Source organism: Pseudomonas sp. Mb7, from assembly GCF_054790525.1.
The window spans coordinates 3,675,672-3,697,148 of the sequence record NZ_CP186501.1; the positions used below are offsets into that span (position 1 = coordinate 3,675,672).

Sequence of the window (21,477 nt, forward strand, 5' to 3'; positions counted from 1 at the left end):
CTCAAGCCAACTTGCAGCGATCAAAAAACCGCTCACGCCCCAGCATCATCAGCGCCGCGCGCTTGTGCGGAAAGTCGAATTCCTTCTCGCAGTGAAAGCACTGATTCTGCATATGGCCGATCATCTTCGCGTTGTCGGCCCGCGGCTCGGCGACCACCCGCTGAGTGCGCGGATCATCAAGAAACAGGTAATGCACCAGCGCCGATAACCAGCTCGCCACTTTATGCGGGCCACGGTGCTCTTCCTCGCCGACCAGCATGTGAATACCGCGATCGTAGTTGTCGGCATCGTAGAACGGCGCGATGCGATCTTCCTTGGCCCAGTAGGCTTCGAAATAGGCAAACGGCTGATCATCGAAACAGCCAATCAGCGTCAGCGTATGCGGGTCAGCATCGAGCTTGCTCAGGTATTCGCGATGCTTCTCGAGGCTGCCCTCTTCCTGCCAGAAACTGGCAACGCGCGGGCTGTTCTGCCAGCGGTTGAAGCGCGCCAGGTCTGCTTCGATCTCTACAGTGCGCAGGGAAATCCACGCACCAAGGCGGGCATCGAAACGCCGATACACTTCACCACGCGGTTTGACTGGCCGCAGCGGATGACGCTTGCCCTGGCTGATGACCATCTGCTGCGGATAACTACCACTCAGCGAAGTGCCGAGCCACGGTTGCGGCAACTGCCAGAACAGCGTGCGCTCGCAGCGATATTCGCCGGCCACTTCGGTGCTCACCAGCAAGCCACTGAGCAAGGCTTCGGTCGGTGGCTGATCGAGTTGCCAGGTCAATTGACGGCACGCCGGATCCCGTGCGAACAGCCAGTAACAGGCTGCCCACAACGCCTGCCCGGGCGGCAACGCAAAACGCTCATCGATCTGGATCGGCCCCTTTGCGTCTCGATCGAGGCGCAAGCGGATCAGCGGTTGTCCGTCCAGGCTCAGGCTCAAACGGTTTTCGCTGACATCAGCGATCAGTTGACTGCCCGCAGGCAAGGCCAGGGAAGTCAGGTCATTCAGATTGGACATGGGTCGGGCTCACGATAATCGTCGACAGTTCAACGATGGGACGTGATCCGGGAGGGAAAATTTAGGCTTTGCCCAGAAATCGCTGCCTCAGTGGTGAGGCACCGGCACTACGGCAATCTTGTACGGATCGAAAATCTTCAGCATTTCACCGTTGTCGCGCAAACCCTGCAACAACTTGCCAAACGCCGCGCCGGTGATCGGCGCGGTCGGACGAAGAATCGCGTAATGGTGATAGACCTGATCGATGCGCTGCGACACCAGCAACTCGTCGCGCACCTTCTCGTTACGCAGCAGGTAATCGAACAGATAGGAACGGGTCACCAAGGCAACATCGGCGCGCCCGCGCAGCACCATCAGCAGGTTGCTGTCGTGGGAATAGGTCAGCGTGGCGTTGTAATTCTGTGCGAGGTATTTCGGGTCAGCGTTGAAGTTGGCGAACTCGTAGTGATAACCGCTGAACAGAGCCAGGCGCTTGCCAGTGAGGTCGGCGAAATAATTCTGCTGCCGGCCATCTTCGCGTTGTGCGACGAAAATTTCCGCATCCTCAAGACCCATGTCGACATCTGTGTGGGGAATTTCCTTCCAGCCCCAATCGGGATTCTCGAAAATTGCCATGTCGATCCGGCCCTGCTTGAAGTCACCGAAACGCCGGGGAATCGAGGTGGGCACGAGGACGAACTGATAGTCGCTTTGCAGGCGATTGAGGGCCTCGACCAATTGCGGCAGAAGGCCTGTGTCGGCACCGTTTTCCGGGCGAACGGTGTAAGGCGGAAAATGCGCCGCGCCGACCCGGATCAATTGCGCTGCCTGAGCGGGCAATACCCAAAATGCAGCCAGCGCTGCGAGCATCAAGCCCGCGGCCGTCCGAATTGGCAAAGACTTCAAAACACCCCACTCCCCGAAAAAATACCGATCAATGCATTCAAGCTAGGCGGTTTCGCCCAGTTAGCCAGTTTCCCGGCCCGATAGAAAGTGCTTCAACGCTCTTCGAGGACCAGAATCAACGCCTCGTCGGCCAACTGATCGAGGCTCAAACTGCCGCCGGCACGGAACCAGGTGGTCGTCCAGGACAGTGCGCCAGTGAGGAAACGTCGGGTAATAAATACATCGCCACGGATAAATCCTGCGTCCTTGGCCTCACCCAGCACTTGCAGCCAGATGTCCTCGTAGACATCGCGCAGTGCCAGCACTTGGGTCTGACCTTCTTCGGACAGCGAACGCCACTCATAAACCAGCACCGCCATGGCTTCACCGCTGCCGCCCATGATTGACTGCAGTTCGCAGCGAATCAGCGCCAGCACGCGTTCGCGCACATTGGCCGCATCGGCCAGAGCTGCCCGCATTAACGCGGTGTTGTAGCGGATGGTTTCCTCCATCACCGCCCGGAGGATTTCATCCTTGCTTTTGAAGTGATGAAAAATGCTTCCCGACTGGATGCCGACGGCGCCGGCCAGATCGCGCACCGTGGTACGTTCGTAGCCTTTGTTGCGGAACAGGTGAGCGGCCACTTGCAGCAATTTGCCGCGGGCGCTGTCAGGGTCGGTCAACTGGCCTTCGTCGACCAAATCGCGCATGACCCTCAGGGCTTTTTGCTCGTCCACCCGTTCTCTCCTACAGTCGATCAGTCTGTTGCCCCCTGAAACCGCAGGGTTGCGCGCAATTTAAGCCGCCAGCGGCAACCAAGCAAGCGCTTGGGCAGAAGATAGTTTCAACTGTTTACAAACCAAGCGCTTGCTTGGTAGCCTCCAGACACTTCTGTCGCAGGTTGCTGAGTCGGAGATAAAAATGCCCACCACCGTTCGCATCGGATGCGCCAGTGCATTCTGGGGAGACACCTCGACCGCCGCCGCGCAGTTAGTGGACGGCGGCAAGCTGGATTATCTGGTGTTCGATTACCTGGCCGAGATCACGATGTCGATCATGGCCGGGGCACGCATGAAGGACCCACAGGCGGGGTTTGCCGGCGACTTCATCGACGCGCTGACACCTCTGCTGCCACAACTGGCCGAGCAGAACATCCGCGTGATCAGCAATGCCGGCGGGATCAATCCGCAAGCCTGCGCCGCCGCCCTGCAAGCGGCCTGCGACAAGGCCGGCGTCGCACTGAAAATCGCCGTATTACTGGGCGATGATCTGCAACCACAGCTCAAACAGCTCAGCGGCATCACCGAAATGTTCAGCGGCGCCCCGCTGCCGCCAATGTGCGTGTCGACCAACGCCTACCTTGGCGCGCCGGGCATTGTCGAAGCGCTGCGCCTGGGCGCCGACATTGTCATCACTGGGCGCGTGGTCGACAGCGCGGTGGTCAGTGCGGCGCTGGTGCATGAATTCGGCTGGTCATGGCACGACTACGACAAACTCGCCCAGGCTGCGCTCGCCGGGCACATCATCGAATGCGGCGCGCAATGCACCGGCGGCAATTTCACCGATTGGCGCGAAGTGCCGGATTACGAGCACATCGGCTTTCCGATCGTGGAAGTCAGCGCCGACGGCCAGTTCATCGTCAGCAAACCGCAAGGCTCAGGCGGACTGGTCACCCCGCTGACTGTCGGCGAACAGATGCTGTATGAAATCGGCGATCCACAGGCGTATCTGTTGCCCGATGTAGTCTGCGATTTCACTGGGGTCAGACTTCAGCAACAAGGCAAGAATGCCGTGCACGTCCACGGCGCCAAAGGCCTGCCACCAAGCGATAAATACAAGGTCAGCGCCACCTACCCGGAAGGGTTTCGTTGCACCGCCAGTTGCCTGATCGCCGGTATCGATGCAGTGGAAAAAGCGCAGCGGGTCAGTCAGGCGATCATCGACAAGACTTCGCAAATGTTCAGCCAGCGCGGCTGGGCGCCCTACAGCGAAATCAACATCGAACTGCTCGGCAGCGAAGCCACCTACGGCCCTCATGGCCAACGCCGCGACAGCCGCGAAGTGGTTATCAAGCTCGCCGTACGTCATCCAGACAAACAGGCGCTGGTACTGTTCTCCCGGGAGATTGCCCAGGCCGCCACCGGCATGGCGCCGGGGCTGACCGGCATCGTCGGCGGGCGGCCAACGGTGTATCCGCTGATTCGTCTGTTTTCATTCCTGATCGATAAAAGCGCCTGCACAGTACAGATCGACATGGCCGGTCAACGTTATCCATGCGCCCTGCCTTCGCTCAGCGCACTCGACAGCGCGGATTTGCCCCTGCCCCATCAGCCGCCCAAACCACAGGGCCGCGCCGATGCCAGTGTGGCGCTGGTGAAACTGGCCGTCGCGCGCTCCGGTGACAAGGGCAATCACAGCAACATTGGCGTGATGCCGCGCAAACCCGAATACCTGCCGTGGATCGCCGAAGCGCTGACCCCGGCCGTGGTTGTCGACTGGATGAGCCACGTACTCGACCCGATCCACGGCCGGGTCGAACGCTGGTATCTGCCCGGCACCCACAGCCTGAATTTTCTATTGGAAAACGCCCTCGGCGGTGGCGGCGTGGCCAGTCTGCGCATCGATCCGCAAGGCAAAGCCTTCGCCCAGCAACTGTTGGAAATCCAGATCCCGGTGCCGCAGAGCATCGCCGAACAACTCGACTAGAGGATTGTTTGCATGGCTTACGCGTCGATTTTCAACGCCGGTCTGTTCAGCGGCCAGACCATCATCGTCACCGGTGGCGGCAGTGGCATCGGTCGCTGCACCGCCCATGAACTGGCGGCCCTCGGCGCCAATGTACTGCTGGTCGGGCGCAAGCCGGAGAAACTGCAAAAGGTCACCGACGAAATCGCCGAGGACGGTGGCCGCGCGCACTGGAAGGCTTGCGATATCCGCGATGAAGAAGCGGTAAAACAACTGGTCAGCGAATTGATTGCTGAACACGGACCGATCCACGGTCTGGTCAACAATGCCGGCGGCCAGTACCCGTCGCCCTTGGCCTCGATCAATCAGAAAGGTTTCGAAACCGTGCTGCGCACCAATCTGGTCGGCGGTTTTCTGATGGCGCGGGAAGTGTTCAACCAGTCGATGAGCAAACACGGCGGCAACATCGTCAACATGCTCGCCGACATGTGGGGCGGCATGCCCGGCATGGGTCACTCTGGCGCGGCGCGGTCGGGCATGGACAACTTCACCAAAACTGCCGCGTTCGAATGGGGTTATGCCGGCGTGCGGGTCAACGCGGTGGCGCCGGGCTGGATTGCCTCCAGCGGCATGGACACTTACGAAGGCGCGTTCAAAGCGGTGATTCCGACCCTGCGCGAACACGTGCCGCTCAAGCGTATCGGCACCGAGTCGGAAGTCAGTGCGGCGATTGTTTTTTTGCTTAGCCCGGCCGCCGCATTTATCAGTGGCAGCACCTTGAAAATCGACGGCGCGGCCAGCCTCGGCAGCCGTGCATGGCCGTTGCACAAGGCGACCCACAGCGAGTCGTTCAACGGTTTCCACCGCGCGTATTTACCCGATGTGCTGAAGGACAAGGAGTAAGCCATGCCGCAGATCCAGTCCCGACTCGACCCGCACAGCGAAGCGTTTGCCCGCAACCGCTCGGCCATGCTCGCGGCGATCGAACATGTGCAGCAACTCGAACAGAGTCTGCTGAACAAGGCCACCGAAGCCAAAGCCAGGTTCGACAAGCGCGGGCAACTGCTGCCCCGTGAGCGCTTGAATCTGTTGCTCGATCCCGGCGCGCCGTTTCTCGAACTGGCCAGCCTCGCCGGCTACAAGTTGCACGACGACAAGGACGGCAGTTCCGCCGGTGGCGGACTGATCGCCGGTATCGGTTACGTCTGCGGCATTCGCGCGATGGTGGTGGCGAACAACAGCGCAATCAAGGGCGGGACGATCTCGCCCACTGGCTTGAAAAAATCCCTGCGCCTGCAACAAATCGCCCAGGAAAACAAACTCCCGGTGATCACCCTTGCCGAAAGTGGCGGCGCCAACCTCAATTACGCGGCGGAGATTTTTGTCGAAGGCGCGCGCAGTTTTGCCAATCAGGCGCGGATGTCGGCAATGGGTTTGCCGCAGATTACCGTGGTGCATGGTTCGGCCACGGCCGGTGGCGCTTATCAGCCGGGGTTGTCGGATTACGTGGTGGTGGTGCGCGGCAAGGCCAAGCTGTTTCTCGCCGGTCCGCCACTGCTGAAAGCGGCCACTGGCGAAGTCGCCACCGATGAAGAACTCGGTGGTGCCGAGATGCACGCGCAGGTCGCTGGAACGGCCGAGTACCTGGCGGAAAACGATGCCGATGGCGTGCGTCAGGTGCGCGAAATTCTCCGTATGCTGCCGTGGAACGAGCAACTGCCGTGGCTGCCGGAGCCACAATACAAAGAGCCGCTCTACCCCATCGATGAATTGCTCGGGCTGATCCCCGACGATCCGAAAAAACCTTACGACGTACGCGAAATCATCGCGCGCATTGCCGACGAATCCTGCTTCGTCGAATTCAAGGGCGAGTTCGATCAGCAAACAGTTTGCGGCCAGCTAAAGATTCAGGGCCGCGCCTGCGGGTTCATCGGCAACAACGGCCCGATCACACCCAACGGCGCGAGCAAAGCGGCGCAGTTCATTCAGTTGTGCGATCAGAGCCAGACGCCACTGCTGTTCTTTCACAACACCACCGGTTTCATGGTCGGCACCGAATCCGAGCAGCAAGGCGTGATCAAACACGGCTCGAAACTGATTCAAGCGGTAGCCAATGCACGGGTGCCTAAACTGACGATGGTCGTCGGCGGTTCCTACGGTGCTGGCAACTACGCGATGTGTGGGCGTGGTCTCGATCCGCGCTTCATCTTCGCCTGGCCGAACAGCCGCACGGCGGTGATGGGCGGTGCGCAGGCCGGCAAAGTCTTGCGCATCGTTACCGAAGCCAAGCAGTTGAAGGACGGCCTGACGCCAGACCCGAAAATGCTCGACATGCTCGAACAAGTCACCGCGCAGAAACTCGACAGTCAATCCACCGCGCTCTACGGCAGCGCCAATCTGTGGGATGACGGGCTGATCGACCCCCGCGACACGCGCACCCTGCTTGGCTACTTGCTGGACATCTGCCACGAGGCCGACATTCGCACGTTGCAACCCAACAGCTTCGGCGTCAGCCGGTTCTGACCGCCACGGATCTTACGGAGAACAATAAAAATGATCTTCACCCCGGAACACGAAGCCCTGCGCCGCACCGTCCGCCAGTTCGTCGAGCACGAGATCAATCCGCACGTCGATGAATGGGAAAAGGCCGGACGCTTTCCCATTCACGAAATTTTCCGCAAGGCTGGCGACCTCGGTTTGCTGGGTATTTCCAAACCGGAAAAATTCGGCGGCATGGGCCTCGACTACAGCTATTCGATTGTCGCCGCCGAAGAGTTCGGCACCATCCATTGCGGCGGCATTCCGATGTCGATCGGCGTGCAGACCGACATGTGTACGCCCGCCCTCGCCCGCTTCGGCTCCGATGAACTGCGCGAAGAATTCCTGCGCCCGGCGATCACTGGCGAGCAGGTTGGTTGCATCGGCGTCTCTGAAGTCGGTGCAGGCTCCGACGTCGCCGGGCTGAAAACCACCGCGCGCAAGGACGGCGACGACTATGTGATCAACGGCAGCAAGATGTGGATCACCAACTCGCCGAGCGCCGATTTCATCTGCCTGCTGGCCAACACCTCGGACGACAAACCACACATCAACAAATCGCTGATCATGGTGCCGATGAACACGCCTGGGATCAGCCTCAGCTCGCACCTGGACAAGCTCGGCATGCGCAGCTCGGAAACCGCCCAGGTGTTTTTCGACAACGTGCGCGTGCCACAGCGCAATCGCATCGGCCATGAAGGCGCCGGGTTCATGATGCAGATGTTGCAGTTTCAGGAAGAACGCCTGTTCGGTGCGGCGAACATGATCAAGGGGCTGGAATATTGCATCGACAGCACCATTGAGTACTGCAAGGAGCGCAAGACCTTCGGCAATGCACTGATCGACAATCAGGTCATCCACTTCCGCCTCGCCGAATTGCAGACCGAAATCGAATGCCTGCGCGCGCTGGTCTATCAGGCCACCGAGCAATACGTGAAAGGCCAGGACGTCACGCGGCTGGCGTCGATGGCCAAGCTCAAGGCCGGGCGCCTCGGCCGCGAAGTCAGCGACAGCTGCCTGCAATATTGGGGCGGCATGGGTTTCATGTGGGACAACCCGGTGGCCCGCGCCTACCGCGATGTCCGGCTGGTATCGATTGGCGGCGGCGCCGACGAGATCATGCTGGGGATTATCTGCAAACTGATGGGCATCCTCCCGGGGAAAAAGAAATGAGCAGCCTGCCGCAATGCCAGACGCTGTTGCTGGAACTGCATGGCGGCGTGCTGCACGTCACCCTCAATCGGCCGGACAGTCGTAATGCGATGAGCCTGCAGATGGTCAGCGAACTGCGCACGGTGCTGGCGGCTGTGCGTGATGACCGCGCTGTTCGGGCGTTGGTGCTCAGCGGTGCCGGCGGGCATTTTTGTGCCGGCGGCGATATCAAGGACATGGCCAACGCCCGCGCTCAGGGCACCGAGGCTTACCGCGATCTGAATCGCGCGTTCGGCGCCCTGCTGGAAGAAGCACAGCACGCACCGCAAGTGCTAATCACTGTGCTGCAAGGCGCGGTGCTCGGCGGTGGTTTCGGTCTGGCCTGTATCAGCGACATCGCGATTGCCGATCATCAAGCGCAATTCGGTTTGCCGGAAACCAGTCTCGGTTTACTGCCGGCGCAGATTGCGCCGTTTGTGGTGCAGCGCATCGGCCTCACCGAAACCCGTCGACTGGCACTGACCGCCGCACGTTTCGATGGGCACCAGGCACGCCGTCTGGGGCTGGTGCATTTCGTCGAGCAGGATGCACAAGCGCTGGCTGAGCGGCTGGATGAGGTGTTGCAACATGTGCTGTGTTGTGCGCCGGAAGCGAATGCCATGACCAAGAAATTGTTGTTGGCGAGTGCCGGGCAGCCTTCAAGTGAATTGCTCGATGAGGCGGCGCAGTGGTTTAGCGAAGCGGTGACAGGCGACGAAGGGATCGAGGGCACCATGGCATTTGTGCAAAAGCGTAAACCTCGGTGGGCCACTTAAAAGCATCGCGAGCAGGCTCACTCCTACAGGGGAAATCCATTCCAAATGTAGGAGTGAGCCTGCTCGCGATGAGGCCATCACATTCACCGCCAAATACTCAGGAAGATCACCATGCCCGCCATCCACAAAATCCTGATCGCCAACCGCGGTGAAATCGCCTGCCGCATCCAGCGCACCGCCCAAGCCTTGGGCTATCGCACCGTCGCCGTCTTCAGCGATGCCGACGCCAAGGCCCTGCACGTTCAGATGGCTGACCAAGCCGTTCGCATTGGTCCGTCCCCCGTTCAACAGTCATACCTCAACATCCCTGCGATCCTCGACGCCGCTCGCCGCAGCGGCGCTGACGCGATCCATCCCGGCTACGGCTTTCTTTCGGAAAACGCCGAATTCGCCCGTGCCTGTGAACAGGCCGGGCTGATCTTCATCGGCCCCAGCGTCGAAGCCATCGAATTGATGGGCAGCAAACGCCAGTCAAAAATCGCCATGCTCGAAGCGGGTGTGCCGTGCATCGCCGGTTATCAAGGTACCGAACAGGACGACGCCACTCTGCTGCGCGAAGCCGAGCGAATCGGCTACCCACTGATGATCAAGGCCAGTGCCGGCGGTGGTGGGCGCGGCATGCGTCTGCTGCAAAATGTGGCTGATCTGCCGGCGCAACTGCGCACCGCGCGCTCCGAAGCATTGAACGCGTTCGGCAGCGACGAATTGATCCTTGAACAGGCGCTGATCGAACCGCGGCATGTCGAAGTGCAGTTGTTCGGCGATCAGCACGGCAATCTGATCTACCTGGGCGAACGTGACTGCTCAATCCAGCGCCGCCACCAGAAAGTCATCGAAGAAGCGCCCTGCCCGGTGATGACCGCCGAGTTGCGTCAGGCCATGGGTGAAGCGGCATTGAAAGCCGGGCGCGCAGTGAACTATGTTGGCGCTGGCACCGTTGAGTTTCTGCTCGACACACGCGGCCAGTTCTACTTTCTGGAAATGAATACGCGTCTGCAAGTCGAGCACCCGGTAACTGAACTGATTACCGGGCTGGATCTGGTCGCATGGCAATTGCTCGTTGCCGAAGGGCAGCCGTTGCCGCTGACCCAGGATCAGGTTCAGCTCAACGGACATGCCATGGAGGTGCGGCTTTACGCCGAAGATCCCGCGCAAGACTTCCTGCCACAAACCGGCCGAGTGCAAGCCTGGGAACCGGCGCTGCAGCACGGTACGCGAATCGACCATGGTTTGCTTGAAGGGCAATCGGTTAGCCCGTTCTACGACCCGATGCTCGGTAAGCTGATCGCCTGGGGTGCCACTCGCGAGGAAGCCCGACGCAAACTGTTGCGCGCGGTACAGGACACGGTGCTATTGGGTGTACAGAGTAATCAGCGCCTGCTCGCCAGTCTGTTGCAACACCCGCAGTTCATCAGCGGCGACTTCAGTACTGCCTTCATCGCCCGGCACTTCAGTGATCACCCTTGCCTGCACCGCTACATTCCGGATGCCGAGCAGTTGGCGATCGCAACGGTACTTTTCTATCAAACCAGCGCCCGCAGCCACCGCGCACCACTTAACGGCTGGCGCAATAACGCGAATGTGCCGCTGCATTATCGCCTCGGCCTCGACGATCAGACCTGGACCGTGCAACTGCTTGCTGAGGCACAAGGCGTGTTCAAAGTGCAGATAGCCGAACGCACACTTGAATTGAAACTTATCGACCACGATGCCCAGTCGGTCACGCTGGAAGTTGACGGCCTTCGTCAGCGCCACACCTACCGCCAGAATGACGAGCAACTCTGGTTGTTCTGCCATCCCGGCAGTCTGCGCCTTGAGGATCGAACTCACGCCGTGATCGACAGTCAGACCAGCGTCAGCTCCGGCACCCTGAAAGCCCCCATGGACGGTGCCATCGTCGACGTACTGGTCAGCGAAGGCAGTCCGGTCAGCAAAGGTCAATTGCTGGTGGTGCTGGAGGCAATGAAAATGGAGCACCCGCTCAAGGCCGGCATCGACGGCGTGCTCAAGCGGGTGCAGGTCAAGGTCGGCGATCAGGTAAAAAATCGTCAGGTTCTGTTACAGGTCGAGTAGTCGCCCACACGCCCGTGCGGGTTTTGACTACGCTCTGAGTTATCAGAACGCGGAAATCAGGAACCCTGCGATGCCTCACTGGCTGGTCATAGATCTGGAAGCCACCACCGATGAGGGTGGCTGGCCAGTCACCGAAATGGAAATTATCGAGATCGGCGCCACCCTGGTCGATCGCGCCGGGCGCGAGCAGGATCACTTCCAGCGTTTCGTCAAACCGACGCGACGGCCGTTGCTTACGCCTTTCTGTCGTGAACTGACACACATCACCCAAGCCAATATCGACTCGGCACAGCCGTTGACTGAGGTCTGGCCGGCGTTCGAACGCTGGCTCGCGCAACATCAGACACGCCTTGAAGGCTGGGCCAGTTGGGGCGATTACGACCGCAAGCAGTTGTTGCAGGAATGGCAGCGTCTGCAAATCGACAGTGGCTTGAGCAAGGTGCCGCACATGAACCTCAAACAACGCTTTGCCAAGGCCCGGCGCCTGGAACGGCCACTGGGGCTCAACGGTGCACTGCAACTGGCTGGCATGCAGTTCAGCGGTCAGCAGCACCGGGCACTGGAGGATGCGCGCAACACTGCGCGGCTGTTGCCACTGGTCTTGCCACTCTAGGGTCAATTCGAGAACTCAGCGGACAGACGCCGGGCAGGTGACGGCGCCAAACGCCTTGTGCATACTGGCCGCCTCCAATTTCTAACCCTTTTCGAGGAATCGCCCATGTTTAAAGTCAACGAGTACTTCGACGGCACCGTCAAGTCGATCGCCTTTGGCACCGCTGAAGGTCCGGCGACCATCGGCGTAATGGCCCCGGGCGAATACGAATTCGGCACCGCTCAGCGTGAAATCATGCATGTGGTTTCCGGCGCACTGACCGTCAAACTGCCCGACAGCAGCGACTGGGAAACCTTCGCCGCCGGCAGCCAGTTCAACGTCCCGGCCAACAGCAAGTTCCAGCTGAAGGTTGCGGTCGACACCGCTTACCTGTGCGAGTACCGCGGCTAAACCCACGGCTTTCACTGCGATAAAAAATGCCCGTGTCCAAGGACACGGGCATTTTCGTTTCAGAGACGGATTACTCGAGAATCTCCACCGGCATGCCGACTTCGAGTCGGCCATTGTTGTCGTTGACCAGATTCTGGCCGAACATCGCACCATCGGCTTCGGCGCGGTACTTCTGCAAGGTTGCCAGCGGCTCGCGATCGGCACTGCGCTCACCGGTTTGCGGGTCGATGGTGGTGAGAATGCAGCGCGAGCACGACTTGACCACGCGGAACTCGACATCGCCAATGCGAATGCGCTTCCAGCCATCTTCGGAATACGCCTCACTGCCTTCGATCACCAGATTCGGCCGAAAGCGCAGCATTTCCAGCGGACGACCGACTCTGTCCGAGAGATCCTGCAGGGACGCCTCGCCGATCAACAACAGTGGAAATCCGTCAGCGAACGCAACCTGATCGTCATCCTTGCCGAAGCCTGCCTGGGTGGTCCGGGCGCGATCCAGCGGCACCTGCACCAGCCGGGTCGGCTTGCCGATGAAATCGCTGACCCAGCGCGCCGCCTCATCACCGGCATCCGGCACGCGCAAGGTGTCACGCCAGATCGTCACGCCGCGCAGTTCGGCATCGTTGCCCGGCAAGGCGATTTCGATGGGAGGCTGTTGCGGCGCACTAAGGGTCAGACCGCCCTGCGCATTCCATAGCGCCGACAACTGACTCATCTTCGCTTCAGCGCGCTGGGTCAGAAAGCGGCCGCTGGCCTCGTCCACGAGCATCCAGCGTCGATCGCCATCAAGCCCCAGCTTGTCGAGATCAACACTTTGCAGCACATCGACTTTGCCGGATTTCAACGGGTAACGATAAAGCGCGCTCAGACGCAGCATGGCCAGCTCCCTGAAGGGTAAAAACGCCACCCTATACGAGCTTGATCAGGAATCAAAGAGCAATAACTGTAGGAGTGAGCCTGCTCGCGATAGCGGTGTGTCAGGTAATGATTCGGGGCTGACACACCGCGATCGCGAGCAGGCTCACTCCTACAATGGGTGTGTGATCAGGCCGGAACTTCGTCGAGCATCAGACGCTGGCGAACGACGTCGACCAGTTTGTCCGGCTGGAATTTGGAGAGGAAGTTGTCGCAGCCGACCTTCTTCACCATCGAGTCGTTGAAGCTACCGGACAGCGAGGTATGCAGCACCACGTACAAGCCACGCAGACGCGGATCGTTACGAATTTCGGTGGTCAGGCGATAGCCGTCCATTTCCGGCATTTCCGCATCGGTGAAGATCATCAGCAGCTTGTCGGTCATGTTCACGCCGGTATCCGCCCAGGCCTTGAGCATGTTCAACGCCTTCAGGCCATCGCTGGCAATGTGCATTTTTACCCCGAGCTGGCCGAGGGTGTCGCGCAATTGCGAAAGTGCCACGTTGGAGTCGTCCACCAACAGCACTTCACGGCCACGGGCGCGCTCGAGCACCGGATCATCGAGTTTTTCACGCGAGACCTTGGCGTTGTACGGGACGATTTCGGCGAGGACTTTCTCGACGTCGATGATTTCCACCAGTTGATCGTCGACCTTGCTGATCGCGGTCAGATAGTGCTGACGCCCGGCGCTGGTCGGCGGCGGCAGAATGGCTTCCCAGTTCATGTTGACGATGCGATCCACACCGCCCACCAGGAAGGCCTGCACCGAGCGGTTGTATTCGGTGACGATGATCGTGCTGTTGGGCCCCGGCACCAACGGACGCATACCGATCGCCTGCGACAGATCGATCACCGGCAAGGTCTGACCGCGCAGATTGACCACTCCGCATACAAACGGGTGACGCTGCGGCATCAAAGTCAGTTTCGGCAGTTGCAGCACTTCCTGAACCTTGAACACGTTGATCGCGAACAACTGACGCCCGGCCAGTCGAAACATGAGAATTTCCAGGCGATTCTCACCCACCAGTTGCGTGCGTTGGTCTACCGTGTCGAGAATGCCGGCCATCAATGACTCCTGGGCTTGTTCTGATGAATTCACTATGTGAGGTTATCGGCGGCAAATCGCAGTTCTTGATTGCCATACCCGACCCCATCAAAAATGCCATGAACAGGCATTGATGTCACATTAACATCATGGTTTACTGGCCCGGTGATTTTCATCTGCTACATTCTCTGCGGCGCGACCTCGGTTTGCACGGTAGGTTCCCGCGCCTAAGGGATTCCCCTAGTAACAATCAGGCCCAACCTGATATTCGCAATATCCAATAGCCATTAATGTGACGCCATTCTCATTGCATGAACGGAGTCAGGCTATTGTGTGCGATCGCAGTTCAGTGGAAACAAGCCCTCTGGAACCTCTCAGTCTGTGCACTTGCACGTCTGGGCGCGATCTCCCGACGATTCACGATCGTCGCCACACACGGCATTCCCTCATCAGACATGACGTTGTGGAGATAAGCATGCCAATGGACCGCAAAGAGTGGGTACAACGCTTCCCCGAATTCCTTGTCGAGGCCGAGCAACTCCTGGCCAAGTCCGAAGAATGCCTCAGCCACCTGCAATTGATCAGCAATGACAAGGACGCCATCGAGTGCATGCTCAGTACTCTGCTGAAACTCGCACGCAGGGCTGAAGCCCTCGCGCTGGAGGCGATTTCCGAGTTTTCCCTGCACATTTACAGCCTGCTCAACCTCAATCAGGAACACGTCGACCTTCACGAACAGGCCCTGCAAGCCTTGCAGGATTGCTTCACATTGATGGCCTGGCAGCTTGAACTGGTCGATCAGCAGACCGGGCAACTGAGTCTGGATGAAAGTGAGCAGGCTTTGCTGCTCGAAGCATTCGCCTTCCAGGTCAGCCAAAGCCGCCATCAGCCGCCCCGCACGGGCAAACGTTTGCCCCAACTGCCCTACTCGGGACAAGCCTGACCCGCACTCGGTACCCGCGCAAGCACTTGGAACACAAGCGTTGAACGTCGCAATTGAATAGTTCATACCTGCCAGCGACAAGTCGAACTAAATAATCACTGAAAGCCGACGCCGATATTTTTGCCGGCCTCAGGGTTTACCTGTGTGCAAACAAGCACAACTTCAGGCAACACTGACATCTATCGAACACAACAAATCGACTTTTCCATTATGGAACTTGCGTCCAATATCACGTATTTCCTGACTCAATGGACATATATAGCAAACGCGACCAACGGTATCTTAAGTGGTATTATGCCGCCCATTAGTTGCTTTCAAATTAGTGGCACAGTGACTTCAGAGATCGCTGTCCACTGATAGTTGGCGGCCAATACGTTTACTGAACCGCGTTGAAATCAATAATATAATTGACAGCATTTTCAGACAGAGACCCGTCAGCCTCCGGCCGGTCTGCCCGCAGCGAACATCCATTGGCTCCATCCGTTATGTACGCCAGCCTCAAGTCAATCACTACATGGCCACCCTCCCGCGAAAATGCTCGCCGGTTCACACTCATACTGTGTGTCGCGGCCACGCTCGGCAGTCTGCTGACCTACGCTCTTTCAACACCACTTTGCCTGGGATTGCTGCTGCTCGATATCGCTGCTACTGCGTGCGTCTGGGTGCAATATCGACTGTCACGCAAATCAATCAAGTTTCAGCCGCAGGAACTCGCTGACCGCTTGCTGGAAGTCCAGGAAAACGAGCGCCATCGCCTCAGCCGCGAACTGCATGACGATATCGGCCAACTGCTGACGGCCGCCAAACTGCAAAGCGAATGGCTCAAGCGGCGCATGCCCGACGACTTGCAGGAACAATGCACCGCGTTGTGCGACACCCTGGAAGAAACCCTCAACAAGGTGCGCGACGTTTCAGCCATTCTCAACCCACGCCAGTTGACCAGCCTGGGACTTGAAGCCAGCCTGCGTGCGCACCTGCTCAAGACATTGGCCAACACTAACGTGCACTGGAGCCTCGATTGCCAGCAGCGGCTCAATGGCATTCCGGAAGAAATGGCAGTCGCCGCCTTTCGTATTACCCAAGAGGCTGTTACCAATATCCTGCGTCATGCCCAGGCAAAAAATCTGGTGATACGCGTGCAACGTCTGCCCAAAGGTCTGACGTTGCTGATCAGCGATGACGGCCTGGGATTCGCCCCGGCGGCCAACCCCGGTCGTGAAGGACAACGAGGCATGGCCGGGATGGCCGAACGAATCGAGCAACTGGGTGGCACCCTGAACGTCATCAGCGAACCGGGCAAAGGCACTCAAATCGAAGCACTCTTCCCGTGGGCGCCACGCGCACTCGAGCGGGCCAGTACGAATAAGGTTATGCGTTGACTTGCAACTTACTTCTGGTGGATGACCACTCGCTGATCAGGGCCGGCGTGCGCGCTCTGGTGCTGGATATTCCCGGTTACGCGGTGATTGGCGAGGCCAATGACGGTTCGCAGCTGCTCGAAATGGTCGAGCAACTGAATCCGGATATCGTGTTGCTGGATATCTCCATGAAAGAAACCGGTGGCCTGGAAGCCCTGCAACGGCTCAAGCGGGTACGCCCGCAGAGCAAGGTGCTGATCCTGTCGATGCACACCGATCCGGCGCTGATCATGCAGGCGCTGGAATCCGGCGCCCACGGCTACCTGCTCAAGGACACCACAGCGACAGAACTTGAGCATGCACTGGAAGCCTTGCGCAACAACGAGCGCTACCTGAGCCCGGCCATCGCCCATACCGTGATCAATCAAGCCCTGACCCGTAATCAGAAGCAGCAGCCGGAGGCAGCCGACTCGCACAATCTGACCGCGCGCCAACTGGAAATCCTGCGCTTGATCGTGCGCGGAAAATCCACCCGGGAAATCGCCAATGGCCTGGGCCTGAGCATCAAGACTGTCGAGACCCACCGTTCACAGATCATGAAGCGACTGCAAATCTACGACGTGGCGGGTCTGGTGCTGTTCGCCGTGCGTGAGCAGATCATCAGCCTGGACGACTGACCAGCCCGGCGCTGCTCAACAAGGGAGAATGTTCCGGCAAATGCACGCGCAACGCCGCCGGACGCGCCTCGAATCGCATGCTGTCACCTTCGAGCGGTTCGCCATCAAGATTGATGCACAGCCCCTCGGCCACCTTGATTTCGACCCATGGCAAACGGGTGCGAACAAACATGTTGTCGATCCCGAAGCCATCGCTGAGCAGCGTCTTCAAGGTGCCCACCAACTCCTGTGGCGCCGGCAGAATACTGATATCCAGCAAGCCATCATCGGCCAGCGCCTCCGGGCACAACACGTGTCCACCGCCGGCCTGTCGGCCATTGCCGATACCCAGTGCCAACAGCTCGCCACGCCAGTGAAAATCCGGCCCCTGAAGTTCGCCGTAAGCGGCATGCAGCTCGCTGAATCGTGACAAGCCAGTGAACAGATAGGCAGCACCGCCAAGTACTTTTTTCAAGTCCTCGGAGGTATTGGCCGTGACCTGGCTGCCGAAACCACCGGTGGCCATGTTGAGAAAAATCTGCCCGCCCACTTCACCCAGATCGATGGCGCGCGGTGGCACATCGAGCAGCTCAAGGGCTTCGGCAGGCTCCAGTGGTACGCCGGCGGCACGGGAAAAATCGTTGGCAGTGCCCAAAGGCAGGAGTACGAGACTGGCTTTGCCAGGATGCGCGGCGAGCGCTTCGGCGATATCGCGCAAGGTGCCATCGCCGCCCCCGGCAATGATTTTCGTGTAGCCGTCAGCCAAGGCTTGTTCTACCCAGCGCTGTGCGTCCCCTGCCTCCCAGGTCAGACGCACGGCCAGCTCCCAGCCTTGCTTGCGCTTGTCCTCGACGGCGGTGCGTACCGCCTCGTTGAGTGCCTGCTTGCCATGCAGAATCAACAGCGCCCGGCGTTCACTCATAACATCACTCCCAAATTGATCGGTTAAGACATCTTGACCACTGGCGCACGCAAAAAAGCCGTCATACCCGTAATTAATTCAGCCTCCTGGCGCCGGACGTCCTACACAGCGGTACTTTTTCTTACAAAACATGCGGAATCGGCTTAATTGACCCGGTTCGAGCATTGAGTCACCGTGTGTTGGCGGTATCGATTTTCAATCCAACACACAGGGACGTGCATGTAATGAGTGGATACACCCCATGGGCTCTTGCCGGTTCGAGAGCTGGAAAAGGTTGCAAGCAAACAGTTGAAACAATCGGTGGATGCTTCCATGCCTGGTCATGAAGCGAGAATACCCATGAGCCCGGTTGGCCCCATTGTCGAAAGTCGCGCGAATCACAAGTCCGATTTCAAAAACAGCGCCAGAACCACTGGAGAAGTTGATATGGAACCCCGTGTTACCGAGCTGGAAACCCATCTCAAATACCTTCGACGGGACATGGACGAAATTCGCGGTGATGTCCGAACGATCAAACACCGGCTTGCCTACTCGGCGGGTGCAACAGCGGTAGTGCTGGGTTTGCTGGGCTGGGTGGCCAATAGCCGATTCGATCAGCTTGTGACATTGATCAGCAATTAATTGAATCAGTCATTGCAGGCGCCGCCTGAGTCAGCCGACGCCTGCATTTACGAGATAGCGATCAGTCGAGCAAGTCACTCAGCGGGATGAAGACCACTTCGTCTCCGACGCTCAGCGTGCGACCTTCCAGCACTTCGACCAATCCATCTGCCCACGCGGCGCTACGCAGTACACCTGAGCTCTGGTTGCGGTAGACAGTCGCCCGTCCTTGCTCAAGACGGCCTCGCAGGTACTCACGCCGATTGCCTGCCACCGGCCAGTCAAACCCCGCTGGCACGGTGAACTTCAGCGGCTCGACGACCCGAACGCCCTGACGGCGTAACAGATAAGGCCGAGTGAGCAGCGCAAAGGTCACCAGTGTCGACGCAGGGTTGCCTGGCAAGCCAATGACCGGCACGTTGCGGAAATGGCCAAAAGTTAGCGGTTTTCCGGGTTTGATCGCCAGCTTCCAAAGGGCAAGCTCGCCCTCTTCACGCAATGCGACACCCAAAAAATCCGCCTCACCCACCGACACGCCACCGGTGGAAAGAATCAGATCAACATCCTGCAACTCACCCAGACGCGCTCGGGTTGTGGCCAGATCGTCCGGAAGAATACCGGCATCAACTACCTCACAGCCCAGGCGTCGCAGCCAACTGCACAGCAACACTCGATTGCTGTTGTATATCTGTCCCGGCCCCAGGGCCTGGCCCGGCTCGACCAATTCATCGCCAGTGGAAATCACCGCGACACGAACCTTGCGCACGACCTTCAACCCGGCACAGCCCAACGATGCGGCTAATCCCTGCTCTATCGGACCCAGCCGAGTTCCGGCGGGCAGGATCAGTTCACCGACTGTGGTTTCCTGACCTTGCGGGCGAATGTTCTGCCCGGCCTTCATCGGTTCAAGGAAACGCACCCTTTCATCGGTTTGAACCTCAGCGTTTTCCTGCATTTCCACGCAATCAGCGCCCGCGGGCACCGGCGCCCCGGTGAAGATCCGTGCACAGGTGCCCGGCTTCAGCGGTTCGGGGGATTGCCCGGCAAACACCTTCTGACTGACCGGCATCGGTTCGCCCGTCCAGTCGGTCAGATTCAGCGCATAACCGTCCATGGCACTGTTTGGCCAGGGTGGCAGATCCAGCGTCGAAATCAGGTCTTCGCTCAGCACACGCCCCTGAACCTGAGCCAGCGGCAAATACTCATGCTCGACAATCGGCGAGGCCTCGGCCATGTCGAGCAGGCGCTCCAGCGCCAGCTCGACCGGCATCAGCGCTCCGGTCTTGCCCGGCTTACCCACGGGATTCACAAGGCGCTGCCTGCTTCAAATGAGTCACGAAGTTGCACGGACGATGACGCGCGTCCAACTGCTCGCCCAGGATGCCATCCCAACCGGTACGTACGGCATTGGTCGAACCTGGCAAACAGCACACCAGCGTGCCGTTGGCCAGACCGGCCAGCGCCCGGGACTGAACTGTCGAGGTACCGATATCGGCTACCGAAATCTGCCGGAACAACTCCCCAAACCCGTCGACCTGTTTATCCAGCAGGCAGGCAACCGCTTCCGGCGTGCTGTCACGACCGGTAAATCCGGTACCGCCGGTGATCAGCACGACCTGCACGACATCGTCGGCAATCCAGCTGGCGACTTGCGCGCGAATTTTGTAGAGGTCATCTTTGAGCAAAACCCGCTCCGCCAAACGGTGGCCCGCCGCCGTCAAGCGATCGACGAAGACCTGGCCTGAGGTGTCGGTTTCCAGAGTTCGGGTGTCACTGACTGTCAGCACCGCAATATTGAGCGGCACGAAAGGTACATCAGCCTTGGCTTTCATAGGCTCGTCCAGTTGTAGGAGAAACAGCCCGGTGTTATATCACAGCGCCCTATTTTTTCGCCGCCCCTCTGGAGAGCTGCCATGACCCGCGATTCGCAATTGCCCCCCTGCTCCATTCTGCTCCTGGCAGGCGGGCGCGGCCAACGCATGGGCGGTCAGGACAAAGGCCTGGTCGAGTGGCTGGGCGAACCGTTGATTGCACATTTGCAGCGTAAGGTACGCGGGCTGACTGACGACCTGATCATCTCCTGCAACCGCAACCGCGAGCGTTACGCACCGTTTGCCGATCAATTGGTGGTCGATGACGAGGGCGATTTTCCGGGGCCATTGGCGGGTATTCGTGCCGGTCTGAAAGCGGCGCGCCATAGCCACCTGCTGGTTTTGCCGTGCGACGTTCCGCGAATTGACGCCGCGCTGCTGCAAAGCATGCGCGAGACTGCGAATCAGCATCCTGAAAAACCTTTAATGTTGCGCCATGACGAGCATTGGGAACCCTTGCTGTGTGTGATTCCGGTGGCCCTTCTAACGGCCTTCGAAGATGCCTGGAATGCCGGTGAACGCAGCCCCGGCCAGGTCATGCGCAATCTAGGCGCCACTGCCCTGGAGTGCCCTGAAAACGACCCGCGGCTGGCCAACCTGAACACCCCCGAACTGTTAAATTCCCATAACACTGTGTCAGACTGACACCATTCAAGGAACTCTCAAGCCTTGTATACGTCTCAAGCTCAGTAACCAAAAGAATTCCCATTCGGAGACACACCCATGACTCAACGGACCCTCGCCACTTTCATGCTCGCACTGGGCCTTGCCACCCTCGCCGGTTGCTCGTCGCCTACAGTGATCACCTTGAATGACGGTCGCGAAATCCAGGCCGTCGACACCCCGAAATACGATGACGATTCGGGCTTCTACGAGTTCAAACAGCTGGACGGCAAAGAAACCCGCATCAACAAGGATCAGGTTCGTACCGTTAAAGAGCTGTAAGCTCTGGTTCGATACCGGATACAGAAAAGCCCGCATTGATTGCGGGCTTTTTCATGGGCGCTCTAAAAAGTGAAGTCA

General features: G+C 59.1%; 22 protein-coding genes. 14 read left to right on the forward strand and 8 right to left on the reverse strand.

Going from position 1 to position 21,477, the window contains the following annotated elements:
* Position 1: 1 nt before the first annotated feature.
* The 3 genes from ACOYXH_RS16450 to ACOYXH_RS16460 form a co-directional block, all read right to left on the reverse strand.
* The gene (locus ACOYXH_RS16450) at positions 2–1,015 is read right to left on the reverse strand and encodes a GNAT family N-acetyltransferase (RefSeq protein WP_095048424.1); all 1,014 of its coding nucleotides are present in this window, start codon (positions 1,013–1,015) and stop codon (positions 2–4) included.
* Positions 1,016–1,102: 87 nt separating this feature from the next.
* Positions 1,103–1,900 carry a substrate-binding periplasmic protein gene (locus tag ACOYXH_RS16455; RefSeq protein ID WP_460409813.1) on the reverse strand — a complete coding sequence of 266 codons (798 nt, stop codon included), beginning with the start codon at positions 1,898–1,900 and terminating at the stop codon, positions 1,103–1,105.
* Positions 1,901–1,992: 92 nt separating this feature from the next.
* Complete coding sequence (locus ACOYXH_RS16460; RefSeq protein ID WP_095048426.1) at positions 1,993–2,616, reverse strand: TetR/AcrR family transcriptional regulator; 624 nt, start codon at positions 2,614–2,616, stop codon at positions 1,993–1,995.
* A 184-nt stretch (positions 2,617–2,800) separates the two neighbouring features.
* Here ACOYXH_RS16460 and ACOYXH_RS16465 point away from each other — a divergent pair, with 184 nt between their 5' ends.
* The 8 genes from ACOYXH_RS16465 to ppnP all read left to right on the forward strand — a co-directional run bounded on the left by ACOYXH_RS16465 (position 2,801) and on the right by ppnP (position 12,145).
* Positions 2,801–4,585: an acyclic terpene utilization AtuA family protein gene (locus ACOYXH_RS16465; protein ID WP_095048427.1), complete on the forward strand. Its 1,785-nt coding sequence runs from the start codon at positions 2,801–2,803 to the stop codon at positions 4,583–4,585.
* Positions 4,586–4,597: 12 nt separating this feature from the next.
* On the forward strand, positions 4,598–5,467 hold the full coding sequence (locus ACOYXH_RS16470) for an SDR family oxidoreductase (protein WP_095048428.1): 870 nt from the start codon (positions 4,598–4,600) through the stop codon (positions 5,465–5,467).
* Positions 5,468–5,470: 3 nt separating this feature from the next.
* Positions 5,471–7,087: a geranyl-CoA carboxylase subunit beta gene (gene atuC / locus ACOYXH_RS16475; protein WP_460409814.1), complete on the forward strand. Its 1,617-nt coding sequence runs from the start codon at positions 5,471–5,473 to the stop codon at positions 7,085–7,087.
* 30 nt (positions 7,088–7,117) lie between these two features.
* The gene (atuD, locus tag ACOYXH_RS16480; RefSeq protein WP_169431288.1) at positions 7,118–8,275 is read left to right on the forward strand and encodes a citronellyl-CoA dehydrogenase; all 1,158 of its coding nucleotides are present in this window, start codon (positions 7,118–7,120) and stop codon (positions 8,273–8,275) included.
* A complete protein-coding gene (locus ACOYXH_RS16485) occupies positions 8,272–9,069 on the forward strand; it encodes an enoyl-CoA hydratase/isomerase family protein (RefSeq protein WP_460409815.1) in 798 nt (265 codons plus the stop codon). Before atuD ends, ACOYXH_RS16485 begins: the two co-directional genes overlap by 4 nt.
* Positions 9,070–9,180: 111 nt before the next feature.
* Entirely contained in the window at positions 9,181–11,142 is a 1,962-nt protein-coding gene (locus ACOYXH_RS16490; RefSeq protein ID WP_460409816.1) for an acetyl/propionyl/methylcrotonyl-CoA carboxylase subunit alpha, read from the forward strand.
* Between the two features lie 70 nt (positions 11,143–11,212).
* On the forward strand, positions 11,213–11,755 hold the full coding sequence (locus ACOYXH_RS16495; RefSeq protein ID WP_095048433.1) for a 3'-5' exonuclease: 543 nt from the start codon (positions 11,213–11,215) through the stop codon (positions 11,753–11,755).
* Between the two features lie 105 nt (positions 11,756–11,860).
* Positions 11,861–12,145: a pyrimidine/purine nucleoside phosphorylase gene (ppnP, locus tag ACOYXH_RS16500; protein WP_003226701.1), complete on the forward strand. Its 285-nt coding sequence runs from the start codon at positions 11,861–11,863 to the stop codon at positions 12,143–12,145.
* 70 nt (positions 12,146–12,215) lie between these two features.
* Here ppnP and ACOYXH_RS16505 read toward each other — a convergent pair whose 3' ends face one another.
* Positions 12,216–13,022: an MOSC domain-containing protein gene (locus tag ACOYXH_RS16505; protein WP_460409817.1), complete on the reverse strand. Its 807-nt coding sequence runs from the start codon at positions 13,020–13,022 to the stop codon at positions 12,216–12,218.
* 167 nt (positions 13,023–13,189) lie between these two features.
* Positions 13,190–14,125 (reverse strand): chemotaxis protein CheV, encoded by a 936-nt coding sequence (locus tag ACOYXH_RS16510; protein WP_064391361.1) that lies wholly within the window; start codon positions 14,123–14,125, stop codon positions 13,190–13,192.
* Between the two features lie 454 nt (positions 14,126–14,579).
* Here ACOYXH_RS16510 and ACOYXH_RS16515 point away from each other — a divergent pair, with 454 nt between their 5' ends.
* The 3 genes from ACOYXH_RS16515 to ACOYXH_RS16525 all read left to right on the forward strand — a co-directional run bounded on the left by ACOYXH_RS16515 (position 14,580) and on the right by ACOYXH_RS16525 (position 17,082).
* Complete coding sequence (locus ACOYXH_RS16515; RefSeq protein WP_095048435.1) at positions 14,580–15,047, forward strand: hypothetical protein; 468 nt, start codon at positions 14,580–14,582, stop codon at positions 15,045–15,047.
* Positions 15,048–15,532: 485 nt separating this feature from the next.
* Positions 15,533–16,426, forward strand: a complete 894-nt coding sequence (locus tag ACOYXH_RS16520) for a sensor histidine kinase (RefSeq protein WP_093435091.1) — start codon at positions 15,533–15,535, stop codon at positions 16,424–16,426.
* Positions 16,423–17,082 (forward strand): response regulator, encoded by a 660-nt coding sequence (locus tag ACOYXH_RS16525; RefSeq protein ID WP_093435094.1) that lies wholly within the window; start codon positions 16,423–16,425, stop codon positions 17,080–17,082. The genes ACOYXH_RS16520 and ACOYXH_RS16525 overlap by 4 nt, the downstream gene beginning before the upstream one ends.
* Here ACOYXH_RS16525 and yegS read toward each other — a convergent pair.
* Positions 17,066–17,983, reverse strand: a complete 918-nt coding sequence (yegS, locus tag ACOYXH_RS16530; RefSeq protein WP_093435097.1) for a lipid kinase YegS — start codon at positions 17,981–17,983, stop codon at positions 17,066–17,068. The genes ACOYXH_RS16525 and yegS overlap by 17 nt on opposite strands.
* 312 nt (positions 17,984–18,295) lie before the next feature.
* Between yegS and ACOYXH_RS16535 the strand changes: the two genes are divergently transcribed.
* Positions 18,296–18,604 (forward strand): hypothetical protein, encoded by a 309-nt coding sequence (locus ACOYXH_RS16535; RefSeq protein ID WP_175559630.1) that lies wholly within the window; start codon positions 18,296–18,298, stop codon positions 18,602–18,604.
* Between the two features lie 61 nt (positions 18,605–18,665).
* Here ACOYXH_RS16535 and ACOYXH_RS16540 read toward each other — a convergent pair whose 3' ends face one another.
* Both ACOYXH_RS16540 and moaB read right to left on the reverse strand, forming a co-directional pair.
* Complete coding sequence (locus tag ACOYXH_RS16540; RefSeq protein WP_460409818.1) at positions 18,666–19,892, reverse strand: molybdopterin molybdotransferase MoeA; 1,227 nt, start codon at positions 19,890–19,892, stop codon at positions 18,666–18,668.
* Positions 19,876–20,415 (reverse strand): molybdenum cofactor biosynthesis protein B, encoded by a 540-nt coding sequence (moaB, locus tag ACOYXH_RS16545; RefSeq protein ID WP_095048438.1) that lies wholly within the window; start codon positions 20,413–20,415, stop codon positions 19,876–19,878. Before moaB ends, ACOYXH_RS16540 begins: the two co-directional genes overlap by 17 nt.
* 81 nt (positions 20,416–20,496) lie before the next feature.
* Between moaB and mobA the strand changes: the two genes are divergently transcribed.
* Entirely contained in the window at positions 20,497–21,099 is a 603-nt protein-coding gene (gene mobA, locus ACOYXH_RS16550; RefSeq protein WP_460065471.1) for a molybdenum cofactor guanylyltransferase MobA, read from the forward strand.
* A gap of 78 nt (positions 21,100–21,177) precedes the next feature.
* Positions 21,178–21,399: a YgdI/YgdR family lipoprotein gene (locus ACOYXH_RS16555; protein ID WP_007908660.1), complete on the forward strand. Its 222-nt coding sequence runs from the start codon at positions 21,178–21,180 to the stop codon at positions 21,397–21,399.
* Positions 21,400–21,477 lie beyond the last annotated feature (78 nt).

Coding starts and splice junctions, on each gene's coding strand:
- atuC (WP_460409814.1), top strand. CDS start 5,471: ATGCCGCAGATCCAGTCCCGACTCGACCCGCACAGCGAAGCGTTTGCC.
- ACOYXH_RS16515 (WP_095048435.1), top strand. CDS start 14,580: ATGCCAATGGACCGCAAAGAGTGGGTACAACGCTTCCCCGAATTCCTT.
- ACOYXH_RS16555 (WP_007908660.1), top strand. CDS start 21,178: ATGACTCAACGGACCCTCGCCACTTTCATGCTCGCACTGGGCCTTGCC.
- ACOYXH_RS16505 (WP_460409817.1), bottom strand. CDS start 13,022: ATGCTGCGTCTGAGCGCGCTTTATCGTTACCCGTTGAAATCCGGCAAA.
- ACOYXH_RS16465 (WP_095048427.1), top strand. CDS start 2,801: ATGCCCACCACCGTTCGCATCGGATGCGCCAGTGCATTCTGGGGAGAC.
- ACOYXH_RS16490 (WP_460409816.1), top strand. CDS start 9,181: ATGCCCGCCATCCACAAAATCCTGATCGCCAACCGCGGTGAAATCGCC.
- mobA (WP_460065471.1), top strand. CDS start 20,497: ATGACCCGCGATTCGCAATTGCCCCCCTGCTCCATTCTGCTCCTGGCA.
- ACOYXH_RS16535 (WP_175559630.1), top strand. CDS start 18,296: ATGCCTGGTCATGAAGCGAGAATACCCATGAGCCCGGTTGGCCCCATT.
- moaB (WP_095048438.1), bottom strand. CDS start 20,415: ATGAAAGCCAAGGCTGATGTACCTTTCGTGCCGCTCAATATTGCGGTG.
- ACOYXH_RS16485 (WP_460409815.1), top strand. CDS start 8,272: ATGAGCAGCCTGCCGCAATGCCAGACGCTGTTGCTGGAACTGCATGGC.
- ACOYXH_RS16495 (WP_095048433.1), top strand. CDS start 11,213: ATGCCTCACTGGCTGGTCATAGATCTGGAAGCCACCACCGATGAGGGT.
- ACOYXH_RS16470 (WP_095048428.1), top strand. CDS start 4,598: ATGGCTTACGCGTCGATTTTCAACGCCGGTCTGTTCAGCGGCCAGACC.
- ppnP (WP_003226701.1), top strand. CDS start 11,861: ATGTTTAAAGTCAACGAGTACTTCGACGGCACCGTCAAGTCGATCGCC.
- ACOYXH_RS16450 (WP_095048424.1), bottom strand. CDS start 1,015: ATGTCCAATCTGAATGACCTGACTTCCCTGGCCTTGCCTGCGGGCAGT.
- ACOYXH_RS16520 (WP_093435091.1), top strand. CDS start 15,533: ATGTACGCCAGCCTCAAGTCAATCACTACATGGCCACCCTCCCGCGAA.
- atuD (WP_169431288.1), top strand. CDS start 7,118: ATGATCTTCACCCCGGAACACGAAGCCCTGCGCCGCACCGTCCGCCAG.
- yegS (WP_093435097.1), bottom strand. CDS start 17,983: ATGAGTGAACGCCGGGCGCTGTTGATTCTGCATGGCAAGCAGGCACTC.
- ACOYXH_RS16510 (WP_064391361.1), bottom strand. CDS start 14,125: ATGGCCGGCATTCTCGACACGGTAGACCAACGCACGCAACTGGTGGGT.